This is a genomic window from Corynebacterium hansenii (assembly GCF_030408795.1).
Classification (GTDB): domain Bacteria; phylum Actinomycetota; class Actinomycetes; order Mycobacteriales; family Mycobacteriaceae; genus Corynebacterium; species Corynebacterium hansenii.
Genome location: NZ_CP047211.1, coordinates 2,134,390 through 2,156,951 on the forward strand (window position 1 = coordinate 2,134,390; position 22,562 = coordinate 2,156,951).

General features: G+C 70.3%; 16 protein-coding genes and 1 tRNA gene. 13 read left to right on the forward strand and 4 right to left on the reverse strand.

Annotated features, from left to right (window positions below):
• Nucleotides 1–44 precede the first annotated feature (44 nt).
• From CHAN_RS09285 to CHAN_RS09320, 8 genes are all read left to right on the forward strand, one after another.
• Entirely contained in the window at nt 45–1,553 is a 1,509-nt protein-coding gene (locus CHAN_RS09285; RefSeq protein WP_048741725.1) for an ABC transporter substrate-binding protein, read from the forward strand.
• Nucleotides 1,550–2,521: an ABC transporter permease gene (locus CHAN_RS09290; RefSeq protein WP_290289042.1), complete on the forward strand. Its 972-nt coding sequence runs from the start codon at nt 1,550–1,552 to the stop codon at nt 2,519–2,521. Before CHAN_RS09285 ends, CHAN_RS09290 begins: the two co-directional genes overlap by 4 nt.
• A 233-nt stretch (nt 2,522–2,754) precedes the next feature.
• Complete coding sequence (locus tag CHAN_RS09295) at nt 2,755–3,507, forward strand: ABC transporter permease (protein ID WP_241485391.1); 753 nt, start codon at nt 2,755–2,757, stop codon at nt 3,505–3,507.
• Nucleotides 3,504–5,021 carry an ABC transporter ATP-binding protein gene (locus tag CHAN_RS09300; RefSeq protein ID WP_290289046.1) on the forward strand — a complete coding sequence of 506 codons (1,518 nt, stop codon included), beginning with the start codon at nt 3,504–3,506 and terminating at the stop codon, nt 5,019–5,021. Before CHAN_RS09295 ends, CHAN_RS09300 begins: the two co-directional genes overlap by 4 nt.
• Before the next feature lie 218 nt (nt 5,022–5,239).
• Nucleotides 5,240–7,969 carry a pyruvate dehydrogenase (acetyl-transferring), homodimeric type gene (gene aceE / locus CHAN_RS09305; RefSeq protein WP_290289048.1) on the forward strand — a complete coding sequence of 910 codons (2,730 nt, stop codon included), beginning with the start codon at nt 5,240–5,242 and terminating at the stop codon, nt 7,967–7,969.
• A 287-nt stretch (nt 7,970–8,256) separates the two neighbouring features.
• Nucleotides 8,257–9,738, forward strand: coding sequence for a 3' terminal RNA ribose 2'-O-methyltransferase Hen1 (locus tag CHAN_RS09310; protein ID WP_290289050.1), 1,482 nt, complete (start codon nt 8,257–8,259; stop codon nt 9,736–9,738).
• A 14-nt stretch (nt 9,739–9,752) separates the two neighbouring features.
• Complete coding sequence (locus CHAN_RS09315; RefSeq protein ID WP_290289052.1) at nt 9,753–12,491, forward strand: AAA family ATPase; 2,739 nt, start codon at nt 9,753–9,755, stop codon at nt 12,489–12,491.
• Between the two features lie 43 nt (nt 12,492–12,534).
• On the forward strand, nt 12,535–12,900 hold the full coding sequence (locus tag CHAN_RS09320; RefSeq protein ID WP_065421474.1) for an acyl carrier protein: 366 nt from the start codon (nt 12,535–12,537) through the stop codon (nt 12,898–12,900).
• A 72-nt stretch (nt 12,901–12,972) separates the two neighbouring features.
• Here the strand turns inward: CHAN_RS09320 and CHAN_RS09325 are convergent, their stop codons facing one another.
• Nucleotides 12,973–13,671 (reverse strand): DUF3145 family protein, encoded by a 699-nt coding sequence (locus tag CHAN_RS09325; protein WP_290289055.1) that lies wholly within the window; start codon nt 13,669–13,671, stop codon nt 12,973–12,975.
• Nucleotides 13,672–14,185: 514 nt separating this feature from the next.
• Between CHAN_RS09325 and CHAN_RS09330 the strand changes: the two genes are divergently transcribed.
• Together CHAN_RS09330 and CHAN_RS09335 are read left to right on the forward strand one after the other, a co-directional pair.
• Nucleotides 14,186–14,848, forward strand: coding sequence for a hypothetical protein (locus CHAN_RS09330; protein WP_290289057.1), 663 nt, complete (start codon nt 14,186–14,188; stop codon nt 14,846–14,848).
• A gap of 97 nt (nt 14,849–14,945) precedes the next feature.
• A complete protein-coding gene (locus tag CHAN_RS09335; protein WP_290289058.1) occupies nt 14,946–16,505 on the forward strand; it encodes a hypothetical protein in 1,560 nt (519 codons plus the stop codon).
• On the opposite strand, the gene CHAN_RS09340 is transcribed toward CHAN_RS09335, so the two are convergent.
• Together CHAN_RS09340 and CHAN_RS09345 are read right to left on the reverse strand one after the other, a co-directional pair.
• Nucleotides 16,502–17,353 (reverse strand): serine hydrolase domain-containing protein, encoded by an 852-nt coding sequence (locus CHAN_RS09340; protein WP_290289061.1) that lies wholly within the window; start codon nt 17,351–17,353, stop codon nt 16,502–16,504. The genes CHAN_RS09335 and CHAN_RS09340 overlap by 4 nt on opposite strands.
• Nucleotides 17,354–17,362: 9 nt before the next feature.
• Nucleotides 17,363–18,856, reverse strand: a complete 1,494-nt coding sequence (locus CHAN_RS09345) for a dicarboxylate/amino acid:cation symporter (protein ID WP_290289063.1) — start codon at nt 18,854–18,856, stop codon at nt 17,363–17,365.
• Between the two features lie 326 nt (nt 18,857–19,182).
• On the opposite strand from CHAN_RS09345, the gene CHAN_RS09350 reads away from it, so the two are divergent.
• The 3 genes from CHAN_RS09350 to CHAN_RS09360 all read left to right on the forward strand — a co-directional run bounded on the left by CHAN_RS09350 (nt 19,183) and on the right by CHAN_RS09360 (nt 22,405).
• Entirely contained in the window at nt 19,183–19,884 is a 702-nt protein-coding gene (locus tag CHAN_RS09350) for a DUF305 domain-containing protein (protein ID WP_290289066.1), read from the forward strand.
• A 30-nt stretch (nt 19,885–19,914) separates the two neighbouring features.
• Nucleotides 19,915–20,634 (forward strand): trimeric intracellular cation channel family protein, encoded by a 720-nt coding sequence (locus CHAN_RS09355; protein ID WP_082144370.1) that lies wholly within the window; start codon nt 19,915–19,917, stop codon nt 20,632–20,634.
• 130 nt (nt 20,635–20,764) lie between these two features.
• Complete coding sequence (locus CHAN_RS09360; RefSeq protein WP_290289069.1) at nt 20,765–22,405, forward strand: MFS transporter; 1,641 nt, start codon at nt 20,765–20,767, stop codon at nt 22,403–22,405.
• A gap of 61 nt (nt 22,406–22,466) precedes the next feature.
• On the opposite strand, the gene CHAN_RS09365 is transcribed toward CHAN_RS09360, so the two are convergent.
• Nucleotides 22,467–22,540, reverse strand: a tRNA-Ile gene (locus tag CHAN_RS09365).
• Between the last annotated feature and the right edge of the window lie 22 nt (nt 22,541–22,562).

The window sequence follows — 22,562 nt, forward strand, 5'->3', positions numbered from 1 at the left end:
CCCGGGCTCCCGAACCACAAACGAATCACAGAGAAGAGAACCACATGCAACGCCGTACCTTCCTCCGCATCCTGGCCACCGCCGCAGCCGCCGCGACCGCCGGCCCCGTCCTCGCGGCCTGCTCGTCCGACCCCTCCGACGGCGGCAACGGCAAGGAGCCCGGAAAGAAGCTGGACACCCTCCGCATCGCCGCCATCGGCGCCCCCGGCGAGGGCCTGAGCCCCGCCGAGGCGATGTCGACCGCCACCTGGGCGGTGCTGTACGCGGTCTACGAATCGCTGGTCATCGCCGGCGACGACGGCGCGCTGTTCCAGCTCGCGGCGAAAGCCGAGCCGAACGACGACGCCACGGTCTGGACGGTGTCCCTGCGCGACGGCGCGAAGTTCTCCGACGGCTCCCCCGTGACCGCCGAAGACGTGCTGGCGTCGTTCCGCGAGACGGCCAAGGATCCGATGAAGGGCATGACCCTCGCCGACATCGACCTCGGGGCGTCCTCCGCGAAGGACGACTCCACCGTCGAGTTCACGCTGTCCCGGCCGCGGGCCGATTTCGTCGGGGCCGTCCTGGGCCTGTCCAGCCTGGTGTTCAAGGGCGGCGACCCGTCCAACGGCATCGGTTCGGGCCCCTACGTGGTGGACTCCGGCGACTCGGGCCAGGGGTGGAAGCTCACCGCCAACCCGGAGTACCCGGCCGAAAAGCGCATCTCCGACAACCTCGAGGTGCAGGTCATCGCCGACGCCGACGCACGGAGCAGGGCGGTCGATTCCGGCGCCGTCGATCTGGCCGTCGATCTCCCGGCCACGGCCCGGCGCAGCCTGCGGACCGCCGAGGCGTGGGTCCCGGGCACCGCCGACTCGAAGGGGCTCATGTTCATCCTCAACACGACCGTCGCCCCGTTTGACGATCCCGACGTCCGCCGCGCGGCCAAGATCGCGCTCGATCGCCGGGCGCTGGTGGACCAGGCGCTCGACGGCGCCGGCGAGCCGGGCGCGGACATCCCGGGCCTGGGCTTCCCGGGCTACCCGGAGAAAATCAAAGCCCCCAAGCGGGATATCGAGGAGGCCCGCCGCATCTTCGAGAAGAAGGGCGTCAAGGAGTTCACCATCGTCACCGCGGACTTCTCCCCGGGCATGAACGACGGCGCCGAGCTGGCCGCGCGCCAGTTCGAGGAGGCCGGCGTGAAGGTCACCGTCGACAAGCGGGACCCGACCACCTACTTCGCCGACATGGGCGCGCTGAAGAAGCTGCCCGTGTTCGCCTCGTACTTCGTCAACCGCCCCCTGGAATCCGGCCTGTCGTTCCTGACCGGCTCGAAGGCGATGTTCAACCTGTCCGGCTTCGGCTCGAACCCCGAGTGGGATGGGAAGCTCGCCGCGGCGCAGGCCGAAACCGACGACGGCCGCCGCGCCGGCATGATCGCCGACCTCGCCGAAGAGATGCACGAGGACGGCGGCGAGTTGCTGTGGGGTTACGCCAACGCCGTCCACGGCCGGGCCGAAGGAGTGCCGGACATGCCCGTGTCCTTGTCGGTTCCGCTGCCGGAGAAGAAGTGAGGTTCGGGCCGCAGCCGGCCCGTTCCGCCTTCGCCGGCGCCGTGCGGTGGCTGTCGGTTCTCGCCGGCGCGTCGGCGCTGACCTTCGTGCTGATGGACTGGCTGCCCGGCGACGCCGCGACGATCATCGCCCGCACGTCGGATGCGGCGCGCATCGAGCAGGTGCGCGCCGACCTCGGTCTGGACAGACCCCTGGCGGTGCGCCTGGCCGAATGGGCGTCGGCCCTCGTGCTGCATGGCGACGGCGGTTCGCTGTTCTCCTCCGGTGCGCCGGTGTGGGAGGCGGCGGCCGTCCCCGCGCGCAATTCTGCGATCCTCGTCGCCTTCGCCCTGCCGTCGCTGATCCTGCTCGGCGTGGTCACCGGCGCGGTAGCCGGGGCGCGCCCCGGATCGGCGCGCGACGGCGCCGTGTCCACCGGCGCCCAGACCACGTTGGCCGTTCCCGAGTTCGCCCTGGCGACCCTGCTGCTCGTCGTGCTGGCGGGACTGCTCCGCGTGGCTCCGGCGGTGTCGCTGGTTCCACCCGGCGGCACTCCCCTGGACCGGCCGGCGGCGCTCATCGTCCCGGTGCTCGGCATCGCGTTGACGGGCGGTGCATGGTTGCAGCGGATGGTCCGCGCCGCGGTGGTGGACGCTTCCCTGCGGCCGCACGTCCGGGCCGCCGCACTCGCCGGGATGCATCCGGCGGCGGTGATGCTCCGCCACACCCTGCCCGCCGCCGCGGGACCGATCGCGCAAGCGTGCGCGGCCACGGTCCCCTACGCGGTCACCGGCACGGTGGTCATCGAGAACGTCGTCGGGTACCCGGGCGCGGGCACGCTCGTCGCCGGGCTCGTGTCGGCCCGGGAGACGGTCGCCGTGTCGTCCCTCGTCGTGATTTTCGCGGCCATCACGGTCGCCGCCTTCGCCATGGCGGAGCGCATGTCCGGCCTCGGCGACGAGATCAATGATCGGAGGGCCCGCCGATGATCCGCCCCACTCTTTTCACGGGTCCCACCGATCCCCGGGCCGCCGCAGCCGACGGGACACGCGCCCCTTCAGCTGACCCGGCGACCGCCCCCGCAACCGACGCGACGCCGACCCCTTCAGCCGACGCGACGCCGGCAACGCGGTCCCGTTTCGCCCGGTTCCGCGTCCCCGACCCCCGCGGCCGCAGTCCGCGGAGGACCTACGCCTGGGCGCTGGCCCTCATTTGGTGCGCCGTGCTGGCCTGCGCCATCGCCGGCCCGCTGATCGCGGGGTGGCTGGGCGCGCCCGATCCCGGCGAACCCGTCGGCCGGCCGTTCGACGAGCCGCAGCCGGGTCATCCGCTGGGCACCGACCGGCTGGGCCGCGATCTGCTCGCCCGCATGCTCATGGGCAACGCGGCTCTGGTCATTCCGCCCGCCATCGCGGCCCTGGCGTCGACTGCCGCCGGCCTGGCCGTCGGCCTGGCCTCCGCGGCGCTGCCGAGGTGGCGGCCGGTGTTCCGGTGGTTCACCGAAACGCTGCTGGTCATCCCCGCGATGGTGATCCTGTTGGCGGTCATCGCGGCGACGGGCGGCAACATCGCGGCGGTGGCCGCGATGGCGGTACTGGTCTCGCTGCCGATGTCCGCGAAGTACCTCGATGCGGCGGCGCGGCCGGTGCTGTCCTCCGGGTTCGTGGAGATCTCGCGCGCCACGGGCGCGTCGTGGCCCTCGATCATCGTCCGCGACGTGCTGCCCGCCATGCGCCGGCCGATCCTGGCCGACGCCGGCATCCGCTACGTCGCGGTCGTCTTCATGACGGCCACCGCCTCGTTCCTGGGCGGCGCGTCCGGCTCCGGCGGCGAAACGTGGGCGGCGATGGTCGGCGCGGGCATTTCCGGCATCGACCTGAACCCGTGGTCGGTGGTGGCCCCGGTGGCTGCGATCATCGCGCTGACTGCACCGCCGGCCCTGCTCACCGACCTGGCCACGGGAGGTCGCCGATGATCCCCGTGTCCGTGCGAGGCCTGTCCGTCGCCTCCCGCGGCGGCGCCGTTTTCCGCGACCTCGACCTGGAGGTGCCGGCGGGCTCCGCCATCGCGCTCGTCGGCCCCTCGGGGTCCGGCAAGTCGACGCTGGCGCACGCGCTGCTCGGCGACGTCCCCGACGGACTGACGGTCACCGCCGGCGCCATCGCGGTCGACGGCCTCGATCCGTTGGCCATGTCCCCGCGGCAGCTGCGGACCCTGCGCCGCCGCTGCGCCTACGTGGACCAGGACCCCGGGGCGTCGCTGCCGCCGCATCTGACGGTGCGCCGCATCCTGGGCGAACGCGCCCGCATCGCGCATGGCTCGCCGTCGCGCGGGGGCCGGGCCCCGGTGCTTTCCGACGACGCCATGCTCCGCCTCCTCGAGGATTTGGGGCTCTCCGGCGTGACGGGCATCCTCGACCGGCGCCCATCGGAGTTGTCGGGCGGGCAGCGCCGCCGGGTCGGGGTGGCCGCGGGCCTCGCGGCGGCCCCGGAACTGCTGATCATCGATGAGCCGACCGCCGGCGTCGACGCCGCGGCGGTGGAGCTGATGATGGACACGCTTTGCCGGGCCCGCGAGCGGACGAAGGCGACGTTCCTGGTCATCACCCACGACCATGCGGTGGCCGATGCGCTCGCCGACGTCACCTTCGCGTTCGACGGCGCCTGCGCGGGCCTTTCCGGCCCGAAGACCGCCGACCCGGCCGCCGATCACGAAGAAACCGCCGAGCCGGACTCCGCCGTTTCGGGCCCCGCCGACGCCGGCATCGCCTCCGCCGCTCCCCCGGCTCCCGCACCCGCCTCCGCCTCCGCCCCCGCCCCCGACTCCGGCGCCGCGCAACGTCCCCTTCTGGACGTGCGCGATCTGGTGGTCCACCGCAACGGCAGCCGCATCGTCGAAGGCGTATCCCTCGCCGTGGACGCCGGCGGCGCGGTGGCACTGTCCGGCCCCTCGGGCGCGGGGAAGACGACCGTCCTGCGGTCCATCCTCGGTCTTGTGCCGGCGACGGAGGGCCGCATCTCCTTCGACGGCTCCGACCTCGCACCCGACCTGGGGCACCGCCCGCGCCACGTGCGGTCGGGGTTCGGCTGGGTGCCGCAGGAATCGGAGCTCGCCCTCAACCCCTCGGTGACGGTGGGCTCGCAACTGCGGCGGACGGGAGCTCCCGACGACGACATCGCGGCGATGCTCGACCGCCTGCAGCTGCCCGGCTTCCACGCGATCCGCCGCAGCCGGCCAGGCGATCTTTCCGGCGGCCAGCGCCAGCGGGTGAGCATCGCGCTCTCCCTCCTGCGCAATCCGCGCGTGCTGCTGTGCGACGAACCGACCTCCGCCCTCGATCACCGGTCGGCGGAGCTCGTGCTCGCGGCGTTGGCCGACGCACGGGCCGGCGGCATGGCCCAGGTTCTGACGAGCCACGACCCCCGCGTCCTCGCCGCGGCCGCGGAAACTGTGGTCATCGGAGCCGGACAGGCGGTCGCGGGGGCGTGACGACGGCCCGCCTCCGGCCCCTCCGGCGGCGTCGGGCCGAGCGGCGCTCAACGCCGTTAGTCGCGGTGCGGGCGGACGATGCGTCGTCAAGCAAAAGTGACGCGGACACTCCCCGCCACCGCAACCCAAACGGAAGTAGAGTGATGTAGAAAACAATCCGGGCGAAAACCAGCCCCGCACCACAGGGGCCGACCGCCCCACGATCCGAGAGGAAACACATGGCCGACAAGGCGGACCGACATGTCGACGATTCCAACTTCGCGCTCATCCGAGACGGCGTCGAGTCCTACCTGAAGGACATCGACCCGGAGGAGACCCGCGAGTGGCTGGAGTCGCTCGACGCGCTGCTGGAGGAGGCCGGGCCCGACCGCGCCCGCTTCCTCATGCTCCGTCTGCTCGAGCGCGCCACCGCCCGCCGCGTCGCACTGCCGCCGCTGACCTCCACGGACTACGTCAACACCATCCCCACGTCGATGGAGCCCGAATTCCCGGGCGACGAGGCCGTCGAGCGCCGCTACCGCAAGTGGATCCGCTGGAACGCCGCGATCATGGTCCACCGCGCGCAGCGGCCGGGCATCGGGGTCGGCGGGCACATCTCCACCTACGCCTCCTCCGCCCCGCTGTACGAGGTCGGCTTCAACCACTTCTTCCGCGGCAAGGACCACCCCGGCGGCGGCGACCACGTCTTCTTCCAGGGCCACGCCTCCCCCGGCGTATACGCCCGCGCATTCCTCGAGGGCCGCCTGGACGAGGACGACCTCGACGGCTTCCGCCAGGAGGTCTCGCGCCCCCAGGGCGGCATCCCGTCCTACCCGCACCCGCACGGCATGCCGGACTTCTGGGAGTTCCCGACCGTCTCCATGGGCCTCGGCCCGATGGGCGCGATCTACCAGGCACGCTTCAACCGCTACCTCCACGACCGCGGCCTGGCCGACACCTCCCAGCAGCACGTCTGGGCGTTCCTCGGCGACGGCGAGATGGACGAGCCGGAGTCGCGCGGCCTGATCCAGACCGCCGCGATCAACAACCTGGACAACCTGACGTTCGTGGTCAACTGCAACCTGCAGCGCCTCGACGGCCCGGTGCGCGGCAACACCAAGATCATCCAGGAGCTGGAGAGCTTCTTCCGCGGCGCCGGCTGGAACGTGATCAAGGTCGTGTGGGGCCGCGACTGGGACGCCCTGTTCGAGAAGGACCACGAGGGCGCGCTGGTGGAGCTGATGAACGGCTTCCGCGACGGCGACTACCAGACGCTCAAGGCCAACGACGGCGCATTCGTCCGCGAGCATTTCTTCGGCCGCGACCCGCGCACCGCCAAGCTCGTCGAGGACATGACGGACGAGGAGATCTGGAGCCTGTCGCGCGGCGGCCACGACTACCGCAAGATCTACGCGGCCTACGCGAAGGCGCTGGAGACCAAGGACCAGCCGACCGTCATCCTGGCGCACACCATCAAGGGCTACGGCCTGGGCCACAACTTCGAGGGCCGCAACGCCACGCACCAGATGAAGAAGCTGACCCTCGACGATCTGAAGCGCTTCCGCGACAAGCAGGAGATCCCGATCTCCGACGAGGTCCTGGAGAAGGACCCGTACCTGCCGCCGTACTACCACCCGGGCGAGGACTCCGAGGAGCTGCAGTACCTCAAGGAGCGCCGCAAGGAACTGGGCGGTTTCGTGCCGGAGCGCCGCGAGACGTACGAGCCGCTGGTCGTGCCCGAGATGGACTCGCTGAAGTCCATTTTGAAGGGCTCGGGCAAGCAGCAGGTGGCCACGACGATGGCCGTGGTGCGCATCTTCAAGGAGCTCATGCGCGACAAGGAGCTGGGCAAGCGTTTCGTGCCGATCATCCCGGACGAGGCCCGCACCTTCGGCATGGACTCGTGGTTCCCGACGCTGAAGATCTACAACCCGCACGGCCAGCAGTACACCCCGGTCGACCATGACCTGATGCTGTCCTACAAGGAATCCGAGCAGGGCCAGATCCTCCACGAGGGCATTTCGGAGGCCGGGTCGATGGCGTCGTTCATCGCCGCCGGCACGTCCTACGCCACCCACGGCGAGGCGATGATCCCGCTGTACATCTTCTACTCGATGTTCGGCTTCCAGCGCACCGGCGACCAGATGTGGCAGGCCGGGGACCAGAAGTGCCGCGGCTTCCTGCTCGGCGCCACCGCCGGACGCACCACGCTGACCGGCGAGGGCCTGCAGCACATGGACGGCCACTCCCCGCTGCTGGCGGCGACGAACCCCGCGGTGGTGACCTACGACCCGGCGTTCGCCTACGAGGCCGCGTACATCATCCGCGAGGGCATCGACCGCATGTACGGCGAGGGCCGCGGCGAGGACGTCATGTACTACCTGACCATCTACAACGAGCCGACCCCGCAGCCGGCCGCGGCGGAGGACCTGGACGTCAAGGGGCTGCTCAAGGGCATCTACGCCTTCAAGGAGTCCAAGGGCGAGAACCACGTCAACCTGCTGGCGTCGGGCATCGGCATGCAGGGCGCGCTGAAGGCCGCCGAGATGCTGGAGGAGGAGTACGGCATCCCGTCGTCGATCTACTCGGTGACCTCGTGGAACGAGCTGGCCCGCGACGGCCTGGCCCGCGAGACCGAGGTGCTGCACAACCCGGCGGAGTTCCACGAGCGCCCGTTCGTGCAGCGCGTGCTGGAGGACGCCGATGGCCCGTTCATCGCCGTGTCCGACTTCCAGCGCGCCATCCCGGAGCAGATCCGCCAGTGGGTGCCGGGCGACTACACGGTGCTGGGCTGCGACGGCTTCGGCTTCTCCGACACCCGCGAGGCCGCCCGCCGCTACTTCAACATCGACGCCGAGTCGATCGTCGTCGCTGCGCTGGCCGGCCTGGCCCGCGAGGGCAAGCTGCCGGCGTCGGTGGCGCAGAAGGCCGCCGAGAAGTACCAGATCACCGACCCGACGGTGGTGTAGTCCGGCTTTGCGACGCCGGCCGGTCGGATGATCGGCCGGCGCGCCCGAGCCACCCGCGAGACCGTTGCGGGAGCGAAGCCGCGGAAGGCGAAGCCGCGGCGGGAGGAGACGATGCCTCCCGCCGCGGCTTCGCCGTTTTTCGTGGGCGGGCTCCCCGCTCGCCGGTTCTGGTTGGCGGGATCCGGAATTGCCGGCTCGGGAGATGCTGGTTCGGCGACCGCGGAGACCGGGAGCGCCGGGGCCGGAAGCGCGACAATCCGATCCGGCGTGCATGAGATAGTGGCGGCATGCACTTCGAATTGACCGTCCACGCCGATCCGGACGCCGGGTTCCCGGTCGCCACCGACGCCGGTTTTCTGCTGGGCAAGCATCCCCAACGGGTCAATTCGTTCACGTTGCCGTTCGGGATCGCGACGGTCGCCGCGCCGCATGCCGACGACGACCGTCTCCGCATCGCGATGTGGGTCGACGTCTCCCCCGCCGATGAGATCAAGGACAAGCGATCGCGTGCCCGCGAACTGGCGACGTCGGGATACGTATCGTCGCGCCCGCACGTGGCCGGATCCTTGATGTCCACGGCGTTGTCGCGGGTGTTCAGGAGTGCGATGGCGGGGGCCGACGGCGTATCGGCCGAGTACGCCGGGCTCGCCGAAACGCCTCTGCCGTTGGAGCTCACCGTCGCCGCCGTGGGGAGCCCGGAACTGGCGAAAGCGATGTTTTCACCGATGGGGTGGCGTGTCCGGGTCGAGAGCTCGCCGGCCGATGAACGGTTTCCGGAGTGGGGCGATGCCCCGACAGCAGTCTTGCGCTTGTCCGGGCGATCAACGATCGCGTCGGCCATCTCGCAGCTCTACGTCCTGCTCCCCGTTCTGGAGGGGCGGAAGCATTTCTGGGTGGGCCCCGAGGAAGCGGAGAAGATGGCGTCTTTCGGCGGCGGTTGGCTGGCCGGGCACCCGGAACTCGACACCATCTTGTTCCGGGGGCTGGCTCGGCAGCGGGAACTCGTCGACGAAGCCCGCCGCCGGCTCGGCGCCGGAGAGAAGGCAGGTGATCGGCCGACGAATTTGACGAACGGCGCTGCCGGAGGAGACGGAGAGGCTGGGACGGCCGGCACGAATCCCCACCGGCTGCGCGATGATCGGATCGATGCGATAACTGCGGCAATCGATGACCTGGGGGCACAAAGCGTCCTGGAGATCGGCTGCGGCGAAGGCAGGATTCTCGCCGCCATCGCGGGGCGGCCCAGCGTCAGGCACGTGGTGGGCATCGATCCCGCCCCGGTGGTCCTGGAGAGGGCGAAAAACAAGCTGGGCATCGATGAAGAGCCCGACCGGTGGGGCGCGCCCATCGAACTGGGCCACGGTTCGGCGCTGCTGTGCGACACGCGTTTCCCGGGCAAGGACGCGATCGTGTTCTCGGAAGTGCTCGAGCACCTGGACCCGATCCGGTGGCCGGAGGCCGAGCAGGCCATCTGGGGGCACGCTCGCCCCCGAGCCGTCATCGTGACCACTCCGAACGCCGAATACAACGTCAACTACCCGGGGCTGGCCCCGGGCGAGAAGCGACATCCCGACCACCGCGTCGAACTGGACCGCGAGGGCTTCGCCCGCTGGTGTGGAAAGGTGGCGGATGCCCACGGGTACTCCGTCGACATCGGCGGTACCGGAAAGCTCGATGCGGCGACGGGGCACGAATCCCAGGTGGCAGTGTTCACCCGCACCGCTACCACCACCACAGATTGCGCCCCGGAGAAAGGACCAACGGAATGAGACGGCTCACCCACGTGTCAGTTCCCGAAGCGGGCCTCGTGGTCCTGGCCGGCGTCCCCGGCGCCGGCAAGTCGACGTATGCCTCGTCGGTGTTCGGCGAAGGCGAAGTCTTCGCATCCGACGATTTCCGCGAAATGGTCAGCGGCGATGCGTCCGACCAGGATGCGACGGGTGACGCCTTCGCCATCTTGGAGGCGGTGGTGGCCGCGCGGCTGAAGCGGAATCTGTTCACCGTCGTGGACGCGACGAATTGCAGAGCGGAAGACCGGCGGCGGTGGGTCGAAATCGCCCGCGACAACAATTGCCTCGCTTCGTTGATCATCGTCGACGTACCCGTGGATGCCGCGCTCGAACGCATCGGCGCCCGGGTGGCCGCGGGTGGGCGCGATGTGCCGGAAAGCATCGTGCGCGGCATGTCCCGGACATTGTCGGGAGCGGCCCGGGCCGCCCGAAAAGAGGGGTTCGGCAAGGTCTACCTGCTCGACGGCCTGCGGTTGGGCGAAGCGACGGTGGAGCGCACGAAGCTCTTCTGCGACAAGCGGGATCTGCACGGCCCCTTCGACCTCATCGGCGACGTCCACGGGTGCCTGGCTGAACTCGTCGAGCTGTTGGGGGCGCTCGGGTACGTCATCGACTTCGATGAACGGCGCAGGCCGATCGGTGCCCGTCACCCGCATGGCCGGACGGTCGTCTTCGTCGGCGATCTGGTCGATCGCGGCCCCGATACGCCGGGGGTGCTGCGCCTTGTGATGGCGATGGTGGATTCCGGCGATGCGCTGTGCGTGGCCGGCAACCACGACGTCAAACTGGCCCGCGCGTTGGGCGGCGCGAAGGTTCGCCGAACCCACGGGCTGGCCGAGTCGATGGAGCAGCTCGAGGGGATCGCCGACGAAGACCCCGGGTTCATCGATCGCGCCCGCGAGTTCCTGGCCGGATTGATCGGGCACTTCGTCCTCGACGATGGCCGGCTCGTGGTCGCCCACGCCGGCTTGCCGGAGGCCTTTCATGGCCGAGCCTCCGCGAAGGTGCGTGCGTTCGGTCTGTACGGCGATGTGACCGGCGAAAAGACGGAGCACGGGCTGCCCGTCAGAGGCGAATGGGAACGCGACTACGCCGGGTCGGCGGCGGTCGTCTACGGACACGTGCCCACCACCCGGGCCGAATGGGTCAATAACACGCTCTGCCTGGACACCGGGTGCGTCTTCGGCGGTGAGCTTACGGCCCTCCGGTACCCCGAACGGGACATCATGTCGGTGCCGGCCCATCGGATGTGGACCGAGCCCAGTGCCCCTTCCCGCGAACCCGCAAGCGACGCGAGTTCACATGACGGGCGCCCGTCCGCGGAGCAGGCCGGCGAAACCGATTGCTCCGGCCGCGCGGACCAGACGAAGCCCGACCTCCCCGTGACGATCGCCCGACCGGAGAGCTCCGCGACTCGGTCCCAGTCCGCGTCCGAGGTCGCGGCGCTTCCCGAAGGTGCGGTGGCGGCTTCGAGCATCCTTGGAGATCACCGGATTTCGACCGGTCTGTTCGGGCACGTCAAGGTGTCGGCCGAGCGGGCCGCGGGCGCACTCGAACCGTTGAGCAGATTCGCCATGCCGCCGGCGAAGATCATCTATCTTCCGCCGACGATGGCCCCCGCGCCCTCCTCATCCGTTGCGGGCTACCTCGAGCATCCGACGGAGGCTCTCGCGCATTTCCGCTCACATGGCGTGAAGGAGGTCGTCTGCGAGGAAAAGCACATGGGCTCGCGGGCCGTGGCCGTCCTGCACCGGGGTTCGCCGGAATCGTCGTACCTGTACACGCGCACGGGCCGGTCGATCGATGGACCTCGCGTCCGGGAGCTGATCACGTCCGTGCTGGCCTCCGCCGACGCCTCGGGTCTGTGGACCGAAGGCAACGAAGGCGGTGGCACCGCAGGGCACGCTCCACACGGCGAACCCGCGGACGTTGCCGTGCTCGACTGCGAGTTGCTCCCCTGGTCATTCACCGCGATGGACCTGATTCGCGACGACTTCGCGGGGCCGGCCGCCGCAGGAGAGTCGTCGCTGTCGCTGGCGGCCGCCGCTTTCTCCGAGGCCAATCACGTCATTGATGGACCCGACGCCGGGAAAGCCGCAGCCGTCGCCGGGCAAATCGAGGAACGGCTCGGTGAACTGGGGGCGTTCCGCGACGCCTACCGCAGCTACAGCGCTCCCGCCGAGGCTCCCGTGCAGTTGGCCCCGTTCGCGGTTCTCGCCGTTGGGTCACGCTTGACGGCAACTCGGCCGCACCGGTGGCACCTGGGGGTCATCGACCGACTGATCTCGGCATCCTCCGAAGTCTGCGATGGATCGCCCCAGGACTCGCCGTTCCGGGAGACCCGGCGGATGTTCGCATCCACGGACCCGGACTCCGTGGACCCGGTGACCGCCTGGTGGCTCGACCTGACGTCGGCCGGCGGTGAGGGCATGGTGATGAAGCCCGCGGAAACCGTCTCCCGTCACGGCGGCAAACTCGTGCAACCGGGTATGAAGGTCCGCGGGCGCGAGTATCTGCGCATCATCTACGGGCCCGATTACCTGCGCCCCGAACGGTTGGAACGCCTCCGGCGCCGGAACGCCAACCGCAAGATGGGCAACGCCCTGACGGAGTACGCCCTCGGGATCGAAGCATTGTCGCGCTGGTGTGCGGGCAAACCCGTCGATGAGGTGTATCAGGCTGCCGCGGGAGTGCTCGCCTTCGAGTCCGACCCGGTGGATCCCCGCCTGTAGCCTGGGACATGACCATTTTCGGGCCCGACGGATCGGAGCGGACATGACCAGTAGTTTGGGCGATGCCCTCAGCGCTTTGCTTGGCGACGGCGCCGGCACCGCGGGTGACTCCTCCTCCGACTCTTCCGGCGGCCGGGGTTCGGGCGGCAACGCCCTGGACGGTTTGTCGGGCGCCCGGGCAGAAGTCACCGACGTGCTGTTCCGCGTGCTCGGCGACGACGCACCGGAGGAGGCGCCGGGCCTGGACTCCACGCTGCGCGGCGACATCGGGCTCGACCGCCTCGGCGTGGTGGAGCTGCTGGTGCGGTGCGAAGAGGAAACCGGCGTGCGTTTCGAAGACGAACACGTCACCGCCATGAAGACGCTCGGCGACGTGGTCTCCCACGTCGAAGCCGGGCGCTCCGACTGAGCCTCGTGAGCCGACCCGCCCGAACCGACTGAGCCGACTGAGCCGACTGAGCCGACTGCCCCTCCCGAGCCGCTACATCACGGCGCGCCGCGACAGGAGCTCGACGACGTCGCAAGCGGTGCCCTCGTACTCCCCCGCCGCGGGCTGCACGGCGCCGTCGTCCACGGCGCCCTGGGCACCGGTGATGTCGGCGGAGACGGTGGCCGGGTCCGGGTTGGCGTCGTCAAGCATCGCCGTGCCCTGCCCGAAGCCGACCGCGTCCCACGGCTCGAAGCCGGCGGTGCCGGGACGCAGGGGTTCGAGGGCGGCGTCCCAGGCGGTGCCCAGCTCGGCGTCGAGCGCGCTCGCCATGCCGGCGGCGTCGCCCCGGTGGGCGGCCATGATGGCGCGGAGTCGCTGCTCGCCGATCTGGATGTCCCCCGCGGCGTCGGTGACGCCCGACCACGTGCCCAGCGCGGGGACGTGGCAGTGGCGCTCGCCCTGGGCGCCGGGGACGTCGGCGGCGGGGTCCTCGGTGATTTCGAAGACGAGGTCGGGCCAGCGCGCGAGGTCGCCGACGAGGCGCGCGGCGGCGCCCGCAGGGCCGCGCCACTCGATCTCCGCGCAGATGCGGGTGTCGTCCTCGGGGCGGGCATGCCACATCGACGCTGCGGGGCGGGTGCCGTCGGGCAGCGTGAGACCGGCGCGGGCGAGTGCCCACGCGACGTGAGGCGTGAGGGCCGGGCGCGCTGCGTGGATCCACAGCACTCCGGTGGAGTCGTGTCGGGACATGATCACCTGAGGTGTCGGCGGAAGAGACGGGGCGCCACCGGTGGTGCCGGTACCGGTGGCGCTCCGCCTCAAGACGAGGCTCGTCTTCCCCTACGCCCTCGTCGCCGGGGCCTCGCCACTCTGCGGCGGGTCGTCGGGTCGCGGTCGGCCGCGGTGCGGCTTTGTGCTTGTCGACGGCCCGAGTGGCGATGCCCACGGGTGCCGATGGGGCCAGTGTGGCTACGGGACCGGGGTGCGACAAGGGTCAAGTTGAGGTTGACACCCCCGAAGACTGAAGTTGCGGTTGAGGTTTGTGGGGCGCCTTGCCGGGCAGCCGACGTGCAGCCCAGAAGCGGACCGCGCCCCGTTCATGCGCTGCGGGAAGCGGCCGCCGTGGCCGCCGGGATCGGGCTGCGGACGCTCGCCGGGCGGAAAGAGGTCGGCGGTGTTAGAACTCTTCTCGTGCGCGACGGACACGACCGCCGCACGATCGATTCTTGAGATTCGGGGGGGGAATCCAGTGAAGAGACCACGCATGCGCCGGGCGTTGGCCGGGCGGTGGCGCGCACGCGGTGCCACCGCGACGGCGCTCGCCGTCGCAGCCGCCGCCACGCTGGGGATGGCGGGGTGCGGCGCCGTCGGGACGGATGACGCCAATGCAGCCACCGCAGGGAAAGAGACCGGGAAAAATGCGCTTGCACCGGGGGTGCTGCCGCCGAATGATCCGCCGCAACCCGGCGACGCCCGGCTCGGGCCCGACGGGCACTACGACTACTCGGCGCCGGACTTCGTGCTGAAGAACCCGTGCGACACGGACGCCTACGGAGTCGCGCTTGAAAAGGGATGGGAGCCGCCTGTCATCGGAAAACAGAATTTCGATGCGGAGACGGATCGAATGTGCGGAATCGTAAAAGGTTCTGACGGAATCGGGATCACTCTTCACGCATTCAACAGAGCGGATCTCAAAGGAATGGATCCCGATTTTGCGATCCAGAACAACGGCAACGTTTCTTGGTACACGACTGTTTGGCCGAACTACATCGGATCCAGCTGCTTTGCCGGGATCGACTTGCCGAGCGGCGCCGAAGGGGTAACCGTTCCCATCGGGGGGTTTTCAAACTTCAGCACTCGAGAATCTGCTTGCAAGTTCGCATCTGATCAGTTCATTCAATTCTTCGGGGGAAAACATGGTCTTTAACGCTCACCTGTCCGGAATCGAGTCGGTTCACGGCGCACTTACTCTCAACATTGCAGGAAACGCCGCACCGTCTGTCTCACTTTCGGGGTACTCCCCCGTGCCGTCGATGCAGATGGTCGCCACGCAGCATTCCTTGGCAATCGTCGGTTCCTCCGGCTGTTCCGTCGTCGTGTCCGCCGCCATCGACCACGAAATCCAGTGGTCCGCCGCTAACCTCAAATCGATGATCACCGCCCTGCAGTCCCACGAAGCCGACACCGCGGGCGCATTCACCGGCATCGATCCCCTCCACACCCCCAAGAAGCTCCAAGTAGCCGACGGCATCGTGCACCACGCCTTCGGCGCCCGGCCGCCCTTCAACCCGGGCACCCTCGTATTCTCCCCGGCCGTCGTCGGCCCCGAACTATCCGAATCCGCCGAATCTCTCCTGGGCAAGTTCGTCGCCACCAACGACGCCGCCGTCGGCGACGCCATCACCTACTGGACCGGGTACGCCACCCGCATGATCGACCTGGCCACGACCCTCGGCGACGCCGCCCTCAAACTCGCCGCCGACAACGAAGGAGCCGCCTTCGACGCCGCCGCGGCCAGCCTCACCGGCCTCGCCGCGCGCGTCGGCAACGTCGCCGCATCCGCCTCCATCCTGGTCTCGCACCTGGGTGCGCTGCCCGCGGTGAAGGCCATGGCCGTCAACACCCTCGGCTCCATCGAAGCCCAGGCCCAGACCATCCCCGACGCCGCCGCCCGCGAATCCTTCGAACGCGCCGAGATCTCCGCCTTCATCAACGGCCCCTACCTCGGGCAACTCCAGTCCGCCGTCCCCACCCTGCCGAACCTGACGCAACCCGACTTCTCCGTCAGCGCCCCGGACCTCGTCGCCGCCGGCATCGCCGGCGGCCACGGCGCCGCCGGAGCATCCCAAGCAGGACTATCCCCGGCCGGCATGACCACAGCCGCCTCCGCACCCGGCGCGGCGGCGTCATCCATGGCCCCGGCCTCCTCCGCGCCCATCACCGGGCCCAACGGAATGAACCCCATGGGCAGCGCTCCCGCCAGCACACCTGCCGCGCCGGCGACGTCCGGCCCGGTCCCCACCATCCCCGGCGCGGCCGCCGCCCCGATGACCCCGGCCGGCGCCACCGCACCGACGGCGATCGGAACCGGGGCCATGCCTCCCGCGCCGACGGGAATGTCGCCCGCCGCCTCGACAAGCGGGGCAGGCGCCGGCGGAGCGGGATCGCGCGGCGCGTCGGGCATAGGCAACATCGGCGGGCTCGGCGCCGGTTCGTTCGGCGGTCGACCCGGCGGCATCGGTTCCGGCGGCTCGGCCGGACCGGGCAATCCGGTTGCCCGCGGTCGCGGCGGCATCGGCGGACCGGGCGTCAACGGCACGGGCGCCGGTTCCGGCAGGACGCCGTCGACGGTCGCCGTGGCACGCACCGGCCCGGCGGCCGGCTCCGGGGCGAACGGGGCGTCGTCAAGCAAAAATGGCCCGGGACACGCCGCCGTCCTCCGGCACCAGCCCCGGCCCGACGCGAACGTCGGGGCGATTCGCGGCACCGGCCACGACTTCGAGCAGGACGAATACCAGCGGGAACTCTTCGGCGACGAACCCACGACGGTGCCCGCCGTCATCGGGGCGAACGTGCGCGGCTAGCCGATGCCTTCGAACACCGACCACAGTTCGTCGTTGAAGTCTCTCCACAGCGGCTTCGCCCAATCGCCGAACGGCCGGTCGGTGAGCGCCACGCACGCGCGCCCGGTATCCGCGTGCACCCACAGGAACGTGCCGGCCTGGCCGAAATGCCCGGCCACGTCCGCGGGCATCGACTCGCCGAACCACAGGCCCTGGCGCGACTCGGGGCGGGAGAAAATCTCGAAGCCCAGCCCCCAATCCGCCGGCTTCTGCGGCCCGTAGCCCGGCACCACGCCGTCGAGCCCCGGAAACTGCACGGTCAGGGCCTCGGCGACGGTGTCCGGGTGCAGGATCGCGGGGTCGAGGATCTCGTCGGCGAACTTCATCAGATCCGCCACCGAGCCCTCGCCGCCGTGCCCCGCCGAACCGTGCAGCACGGCCGACCCCATGCCCAGCGGCTCGAACGTCGCCGCGCGCAGGTACTGCGGGAAGCTCATGCCGGTCTCCTCCGCAATGCGGTCGGCGATGATGTCGAACCCCGCCGAGGAATACAGCCGCCGCTCCCCCGGCGCCTTCTCCGGCTTCGGCGACGCGAACCCGACGCCACCGGCATGCGACAGCAGGTGGCGCACGGTCGCCCCGGGCGGCTCCAGCTCATCGTCGAGTTCGAACACGCCCTCCTCCACCGCCACCAGCATCGCGTGGGCGGACAGCAGCTTGGTCACGCTGGCCAGGCCGTACACCCGCGATTCGTCGCCGTGGACGGCCCACCGGCCATCGGCGCCGCGGGCGGCGGCGCACACGGACTTCACGGGCCACTCGTCGACGGCGGCGAGCTGGCTGGACAGGGCGTTGGAAAGCTCGGTCATGCCCCCAGGCTAACGCGGGAGGGAAACCCCGGCTCCGGTGCGCTCCTGCGCCGCATCGCTTTGCGACGACCGCGCTTCCGCATCCGGCCGGACCTCCGAAGCGGCCGGTTCGATTGTGGCCGGCTCAGTCGCGTCCGACTCGGCGGCGGCGGAACCGGATTCGGCGGCTGCGGCGTCGTCGTCAAGCGGCCGCGGTTCGCCCTCGAACGCCGAGGCGTCGAGGATGCCCGCGCGCTTGGCGACGATCGCCGGAACCAGCGCCTGGCCGGTGACGTTGACGGCGGTGCGGCCCATGTCCAGGATCGGCTCGACGGCCAGCAGCAGGCCGACGCCCTCCAGGGGCAGGCCCAGGGTCGACAGCGTCAGGGTCAGCATCACCGTCGCGCCCGTCGTGCCGGCCGTCGCGGCCGACCCCAGCACCGAAACGATGACCACGAGCAGGTAATCGGTCACTCCCAGCTGCACCCCGTAGAACTGCGCCACGAACAGGGCGGCGATGGCGGGGTAAATCGCGGCGCAACCGTCCATCTTCGTCGTCGCGCCCAGCGGCACGGCGAAGGACGAGTACTCGCGGGGCACGCCCAGGCGGCGCTCCGTGACGCGCTGGGTCACCGGCATGACGCCCATCGACGAGCGTGTGACGAAGCCCAGCGACGTCACCGGCCACACGCGGCGGAAGAACGCACCCACCGGCAGCCCGTTGGCCTTCAGCACCACCGGGTAAATGATGCCGATGACCACCAGCAGGCCCACGTAGATGGCCAGGGTGAACTTGCCCAGCGACCCCAGGGCCTCCCAGCCGTACTCGGCGACGGCGCGGCCGATCAACGCCGCGGTGCCGATCGGCGCCAGGCGGATGATCCACCACAGGACCTTCTGGATGATCTGCAGCAGCGACTCCGTGCCCCGCAGGAACGGCTCGGCCGGTTCGCCGACCTTCACCGCCGCGATGCCCAGGGCGATGGAGATGACCAGCAGCTGCAGGACGTTGAACGTCGGGGAAGCGCCGTCCTCGGCGACCTTGACGCCCAGGCCGAGGATGTTCTCGGGCACGATGCCCGCCAGGAACGCCCACCACGAGCCCGTCGACGACGGGGCTTCCGCGGCGGCGGCATCGACGCCGGAGCCGAGGCCCGGCTTGAGCCACAGGCCGATGAGCAGGCCCGCGACGACGGAGGCGAAGGCGGTGGCGGCGAACCACAGCAGCGTGGACAACGCCAGGCGCGCGGCGTTGGTGACCTTGCGCAGGTTGGCCACCGAGGTGATCACCGCCGTGACCACCAGCGGCGGGACCATCAGCTTCAGCAGCTGGACGTAGGCGCCGCCGACGGAGTCGAGGACGGCGCGCAGGCCCGAGCCTTCGGCGGTGCCGCGGGCGACGAAGCCGAGGATGAGGCCGATGATCAGGCCGTAGATGACCTGGGCGCCGAAACCGGTGGCCCAGTCGGGGATCCGGGAGGGTGCGATGCGGCGGCGTTCGGCCGCCGGGGAAGAGGTGCTCACGGGCGAGCCTTTCCTTGTGGCGCGCGAGGTGCGCGGGTGAACGGAAGGAGGAGGCGACCCGCGGTCCGGGGTGGCGGCCGTTGGGTCGATCAGGCGGGAACCACGGGGCGCGGACACATGTCCCCGTGGTAGTGGCCCTGGTCCAGCCAGAGCCTGCGCGTGAGCATCATCGACATGACCGATACGCTAGAAGCAGACTGATTGGTCTGTCAACAAAGTCTGCGGAAGAGGCGCGGAAGAGGCTCCGCGGGAGGCGGCGGAAATCACGTCCGCCCGCCGGGGCGCGGCGCTTTCGCCGCCGCCGCTTCGGGTGGCAAGGTGAGCGTATGAAAGCGAAGCGATTTCTCCGCGGTATGGCGCTGGCCGGCACGGTCGCCCTGTCGCTGACCATGGCCGCCTGCGGATCCGACGACGGCAACGGCGGGACCGACCGGCCCGCCGCCTCGGACGGCAAGTCCGCCGACGGGGACCGGACCCCGGGCGCCGCCGGGGCGTCCTCCCAGCCCGAGACCGAAATGCCCGAGGCCGAGGATTCCGGCCCCCACAACGACGCCGACGTGGCCTTCAACCGCATGATGATGGCCCACCACCAGCAGGCGGTGACCATGGTCGGCCTCATCGACGGCCGCACCGAAAACTCCGACATCATCGACCTGGGCAAGAAGATCGCGGAGTCGCAGGGCCGCGAGATCGAGCAGATGAGCGCCCGTCTGGCCGCCTGGGGCGAGGATCCGGCCGCCCCGGCCATCCACGAGTCGCACGACGGGCACGGGGGCCACGGCGATTCCCCGGAGGACATGAAGGGCATGCTTTCCGACGACGCCATGAAGAAGCTCGCCGAGGCGAAGGGGCCGGAGTTCGACCGCCTGTTCCTCGAGGGCATGATCGAGCACCACGGGGGCGCGATCGACATGGCCGAGTCCGTCATCCGGGACGGCGAGAACAAGCCGACCCGCGAGCTCGCCGAGAGCATCGTCTCCGCCCAGAAGACCGAGATCGAGCAGATGAAGAAGCTGCTCGACGCCTGATCCGGCCGGCCGATGGTCTACCGTTGAGCCATGCTGCTCCATGTGTTGTGGGTCATCGGCATCACCGCCGAGGGGATGACCGGCGCCCTGGCCGCCGGTCGCCAGAAAATGGACCTGTTCGGCGTGTCCACCATCGCCTGCGTCACCGCCATCGGCGGCGGCACCATCCGCGACCTCGTCCTCGGCCACTACCCGCTGGTGTGGGTCGAGGACCCGCAGTATCTGCTGCTCATCATCGGCGCCGCGATTCTGACGGTGTCCATTTCCTTCCTCATGGAGCACTTCCGGGTGCTGTTCCTGGTGCTCGACGCCGTGGGCCTGTCCGCCTTCGCCGTGATCGGCATCCGCATCGCCCTGGAGATGGGCTACGGGTTCATCATCGCCGTCGTCGCGGCGGTGCTCACCGGCGTCTTCGGCGGCGTGCTGCGCGACCTGCTGTGCGACCGCGTGCCGCTGGTGTTCCAGAAGGAGCTGTACGCCTCCATCGCCCTGCTGGCCACGGTCGTCTACTTCGCACTCGATTGGATGGGCGCGTCGGAGAGCGTGACCATCATCGCGTCGGTCACGGTCGCCTTCGTCACCCGCCTGCTGTCCATCTGGCGGCAATGGCGGCTGCCCGTCTTCGACTATCAGGAGCGCGAGTACGACCGCGATCCCAGCCACCGCCTGTGGAACTTCTTCCGCTGGGGCAACCGGAACCCCGGTGGCGACGGCAACGGTCGCGAAGGACATGAGCGCGAGGGCGCCTGAGGTCGCAGCGGCGGGGTCGCCCACCGGTGGCGACCCCAGGGGAACCGACGACCGCTGAGGCGCCCTCGGCCCGGGAAACCTCCGACTTTTCACCGATGCCGCACGTCGGCGCCGGACGTACCGTGGATTCATGAGCACGACATCAGGTTCGGGTGACCTTCCGGCCGCCCATCGGTCCGGGCGCGCGGACGACGCGGCCGCGAATCATCCCCGCCGCTGGGCGGCACTCGGCGTTCTCGCCGCGGGGCTCGGGATGGTCGTCCTCGACGGCACCATCGTCGGCGTTTCCATGCCCACCATCATCCGCGAGGTCGGCCTGGACCTCGCCGGCGCCCAATGGGTCACCAGCCTGTACTCGGTGGTCTTCGCCGCATTCCTGCTGACCGCCGGACGGATCGGCGACCTCTTCGGCCGCCGGAAACTGTTCCTGGCGGGCCTGGCCCTGTTCGCGGCGGGATCGGTGATGGCGGCGCTGTCCACCGGCGGCGGCGCCCTCATCGGCGCACGCGTGGTGCAGGGCCTCGGCGGCGCGGCGATCCTGCCCTCGACGCTGTCGACCGTCAACGTCGTTTTCCGCGGCAAGGAACGCGCGGCGGCCTTCGGCGTGTGGGGTGCCGTGATGGCCGGTGCGGCGGCCATCGGCCCCCTGGCCGGCGGACTGCTCACCGAGAACATCGGATGGGAATCGATCTTCTGGGTCAACGTCCCCATCGCCGCCATCCTCTTCGCGGCGAGCCTCGCGGTGGTGCCGGACACCGGGGCCGGCGGCCGGTCCCCCCAGTTCGACATGGCCGGGTTCTTCCTGTCCTCCCTCGGCTTCGGCACCTTGGTATTCGGCATCATCGAGGGCCCCAAAATCGGCTTATGGTCGCAGATCCGCCCCTTCTCCATCGGTCCTCTCGACTGGCCGGCGGCGCTGCCCTCCGCGGCGGGGATCGCACTGGTCGTCGGCGCGATCGCGCTCATCGCGTTCGTGGCGGTGGAAAGCTCGCGGGCGAAGGCCGATGCCCCGGTGCTGCTCGAGCTGGACATGTTCCGCTACCCGACGTTCAGCTGGGGCAACGCGACGGCGCTGCTCGTCGCCGTGGGCGAGTTCGCCCTCGTCTTCGTCCTGCCCCTCTACCTCATTTCCGCGGTCGGCCTGTCGACGGTGGTCACCGGCCTCATTCTCGCGGGCATGGCGTTCGGCGCATTTCTGTCCGGCGCGATGGCGCGGCACCTCGCCGCCCGCATCGGCGCACCGGGAGTCGTCCTGCTCGGCCTCGGTCTCGAGGTCTTCGGCGCCCTCCAGCTGGCGGCCGAGGAACGCCCGGAGCAGCCGTTGTGGCTCATCGTCGTGGCGCTGGTCATCTACGGACTGGGGCTCGGCCTGGCGTCGGCCCAGCTGACGTCGCTGGTGCTCGGCGACATACCGGATGCGCTGTCCGGCCAAGCCTCGGCGACGCAGTCGACCATCCGCCAGGTCGGGTCGGCGCTGGGCGCGGCCCTCGCCGGCGCCATGCTGACGGTGGGCATCCGCACCCACTCGGGCGACCTTCCGGCGGACGCCGCCCCCTTCGCCGATCCCCTCGCGGAGTCGGCGGGCGGCCTCCTGCCGATGCTCCGCGCCCAGGGCACGCCGGATGACACCGTCGCAGCGCTGTCCCAGCTCTTCGCCGACGCCACCAGGCTGTCCCTCTTCGCCACGGTCGCCGCCCTGGCCATCGGGTTCCTGTGCGCGTTCATGGTCCGCCGCAGCACCGAAGAATCCTCTGCCGCAAACGCCGAGTGAGCCCCCACCCGAAAACGACGCATCCCCACCGGGCGGGGGCCCGGCGGGGATGCTCTTCACGTGCCCCCGGCGGGGCTCGAACCCGCGACCTACGGATTATGAGTCCGCGGCTCTAACCGACTGAGCTACAGGGGCGAGGCAGCCGACCGGCTCCCCG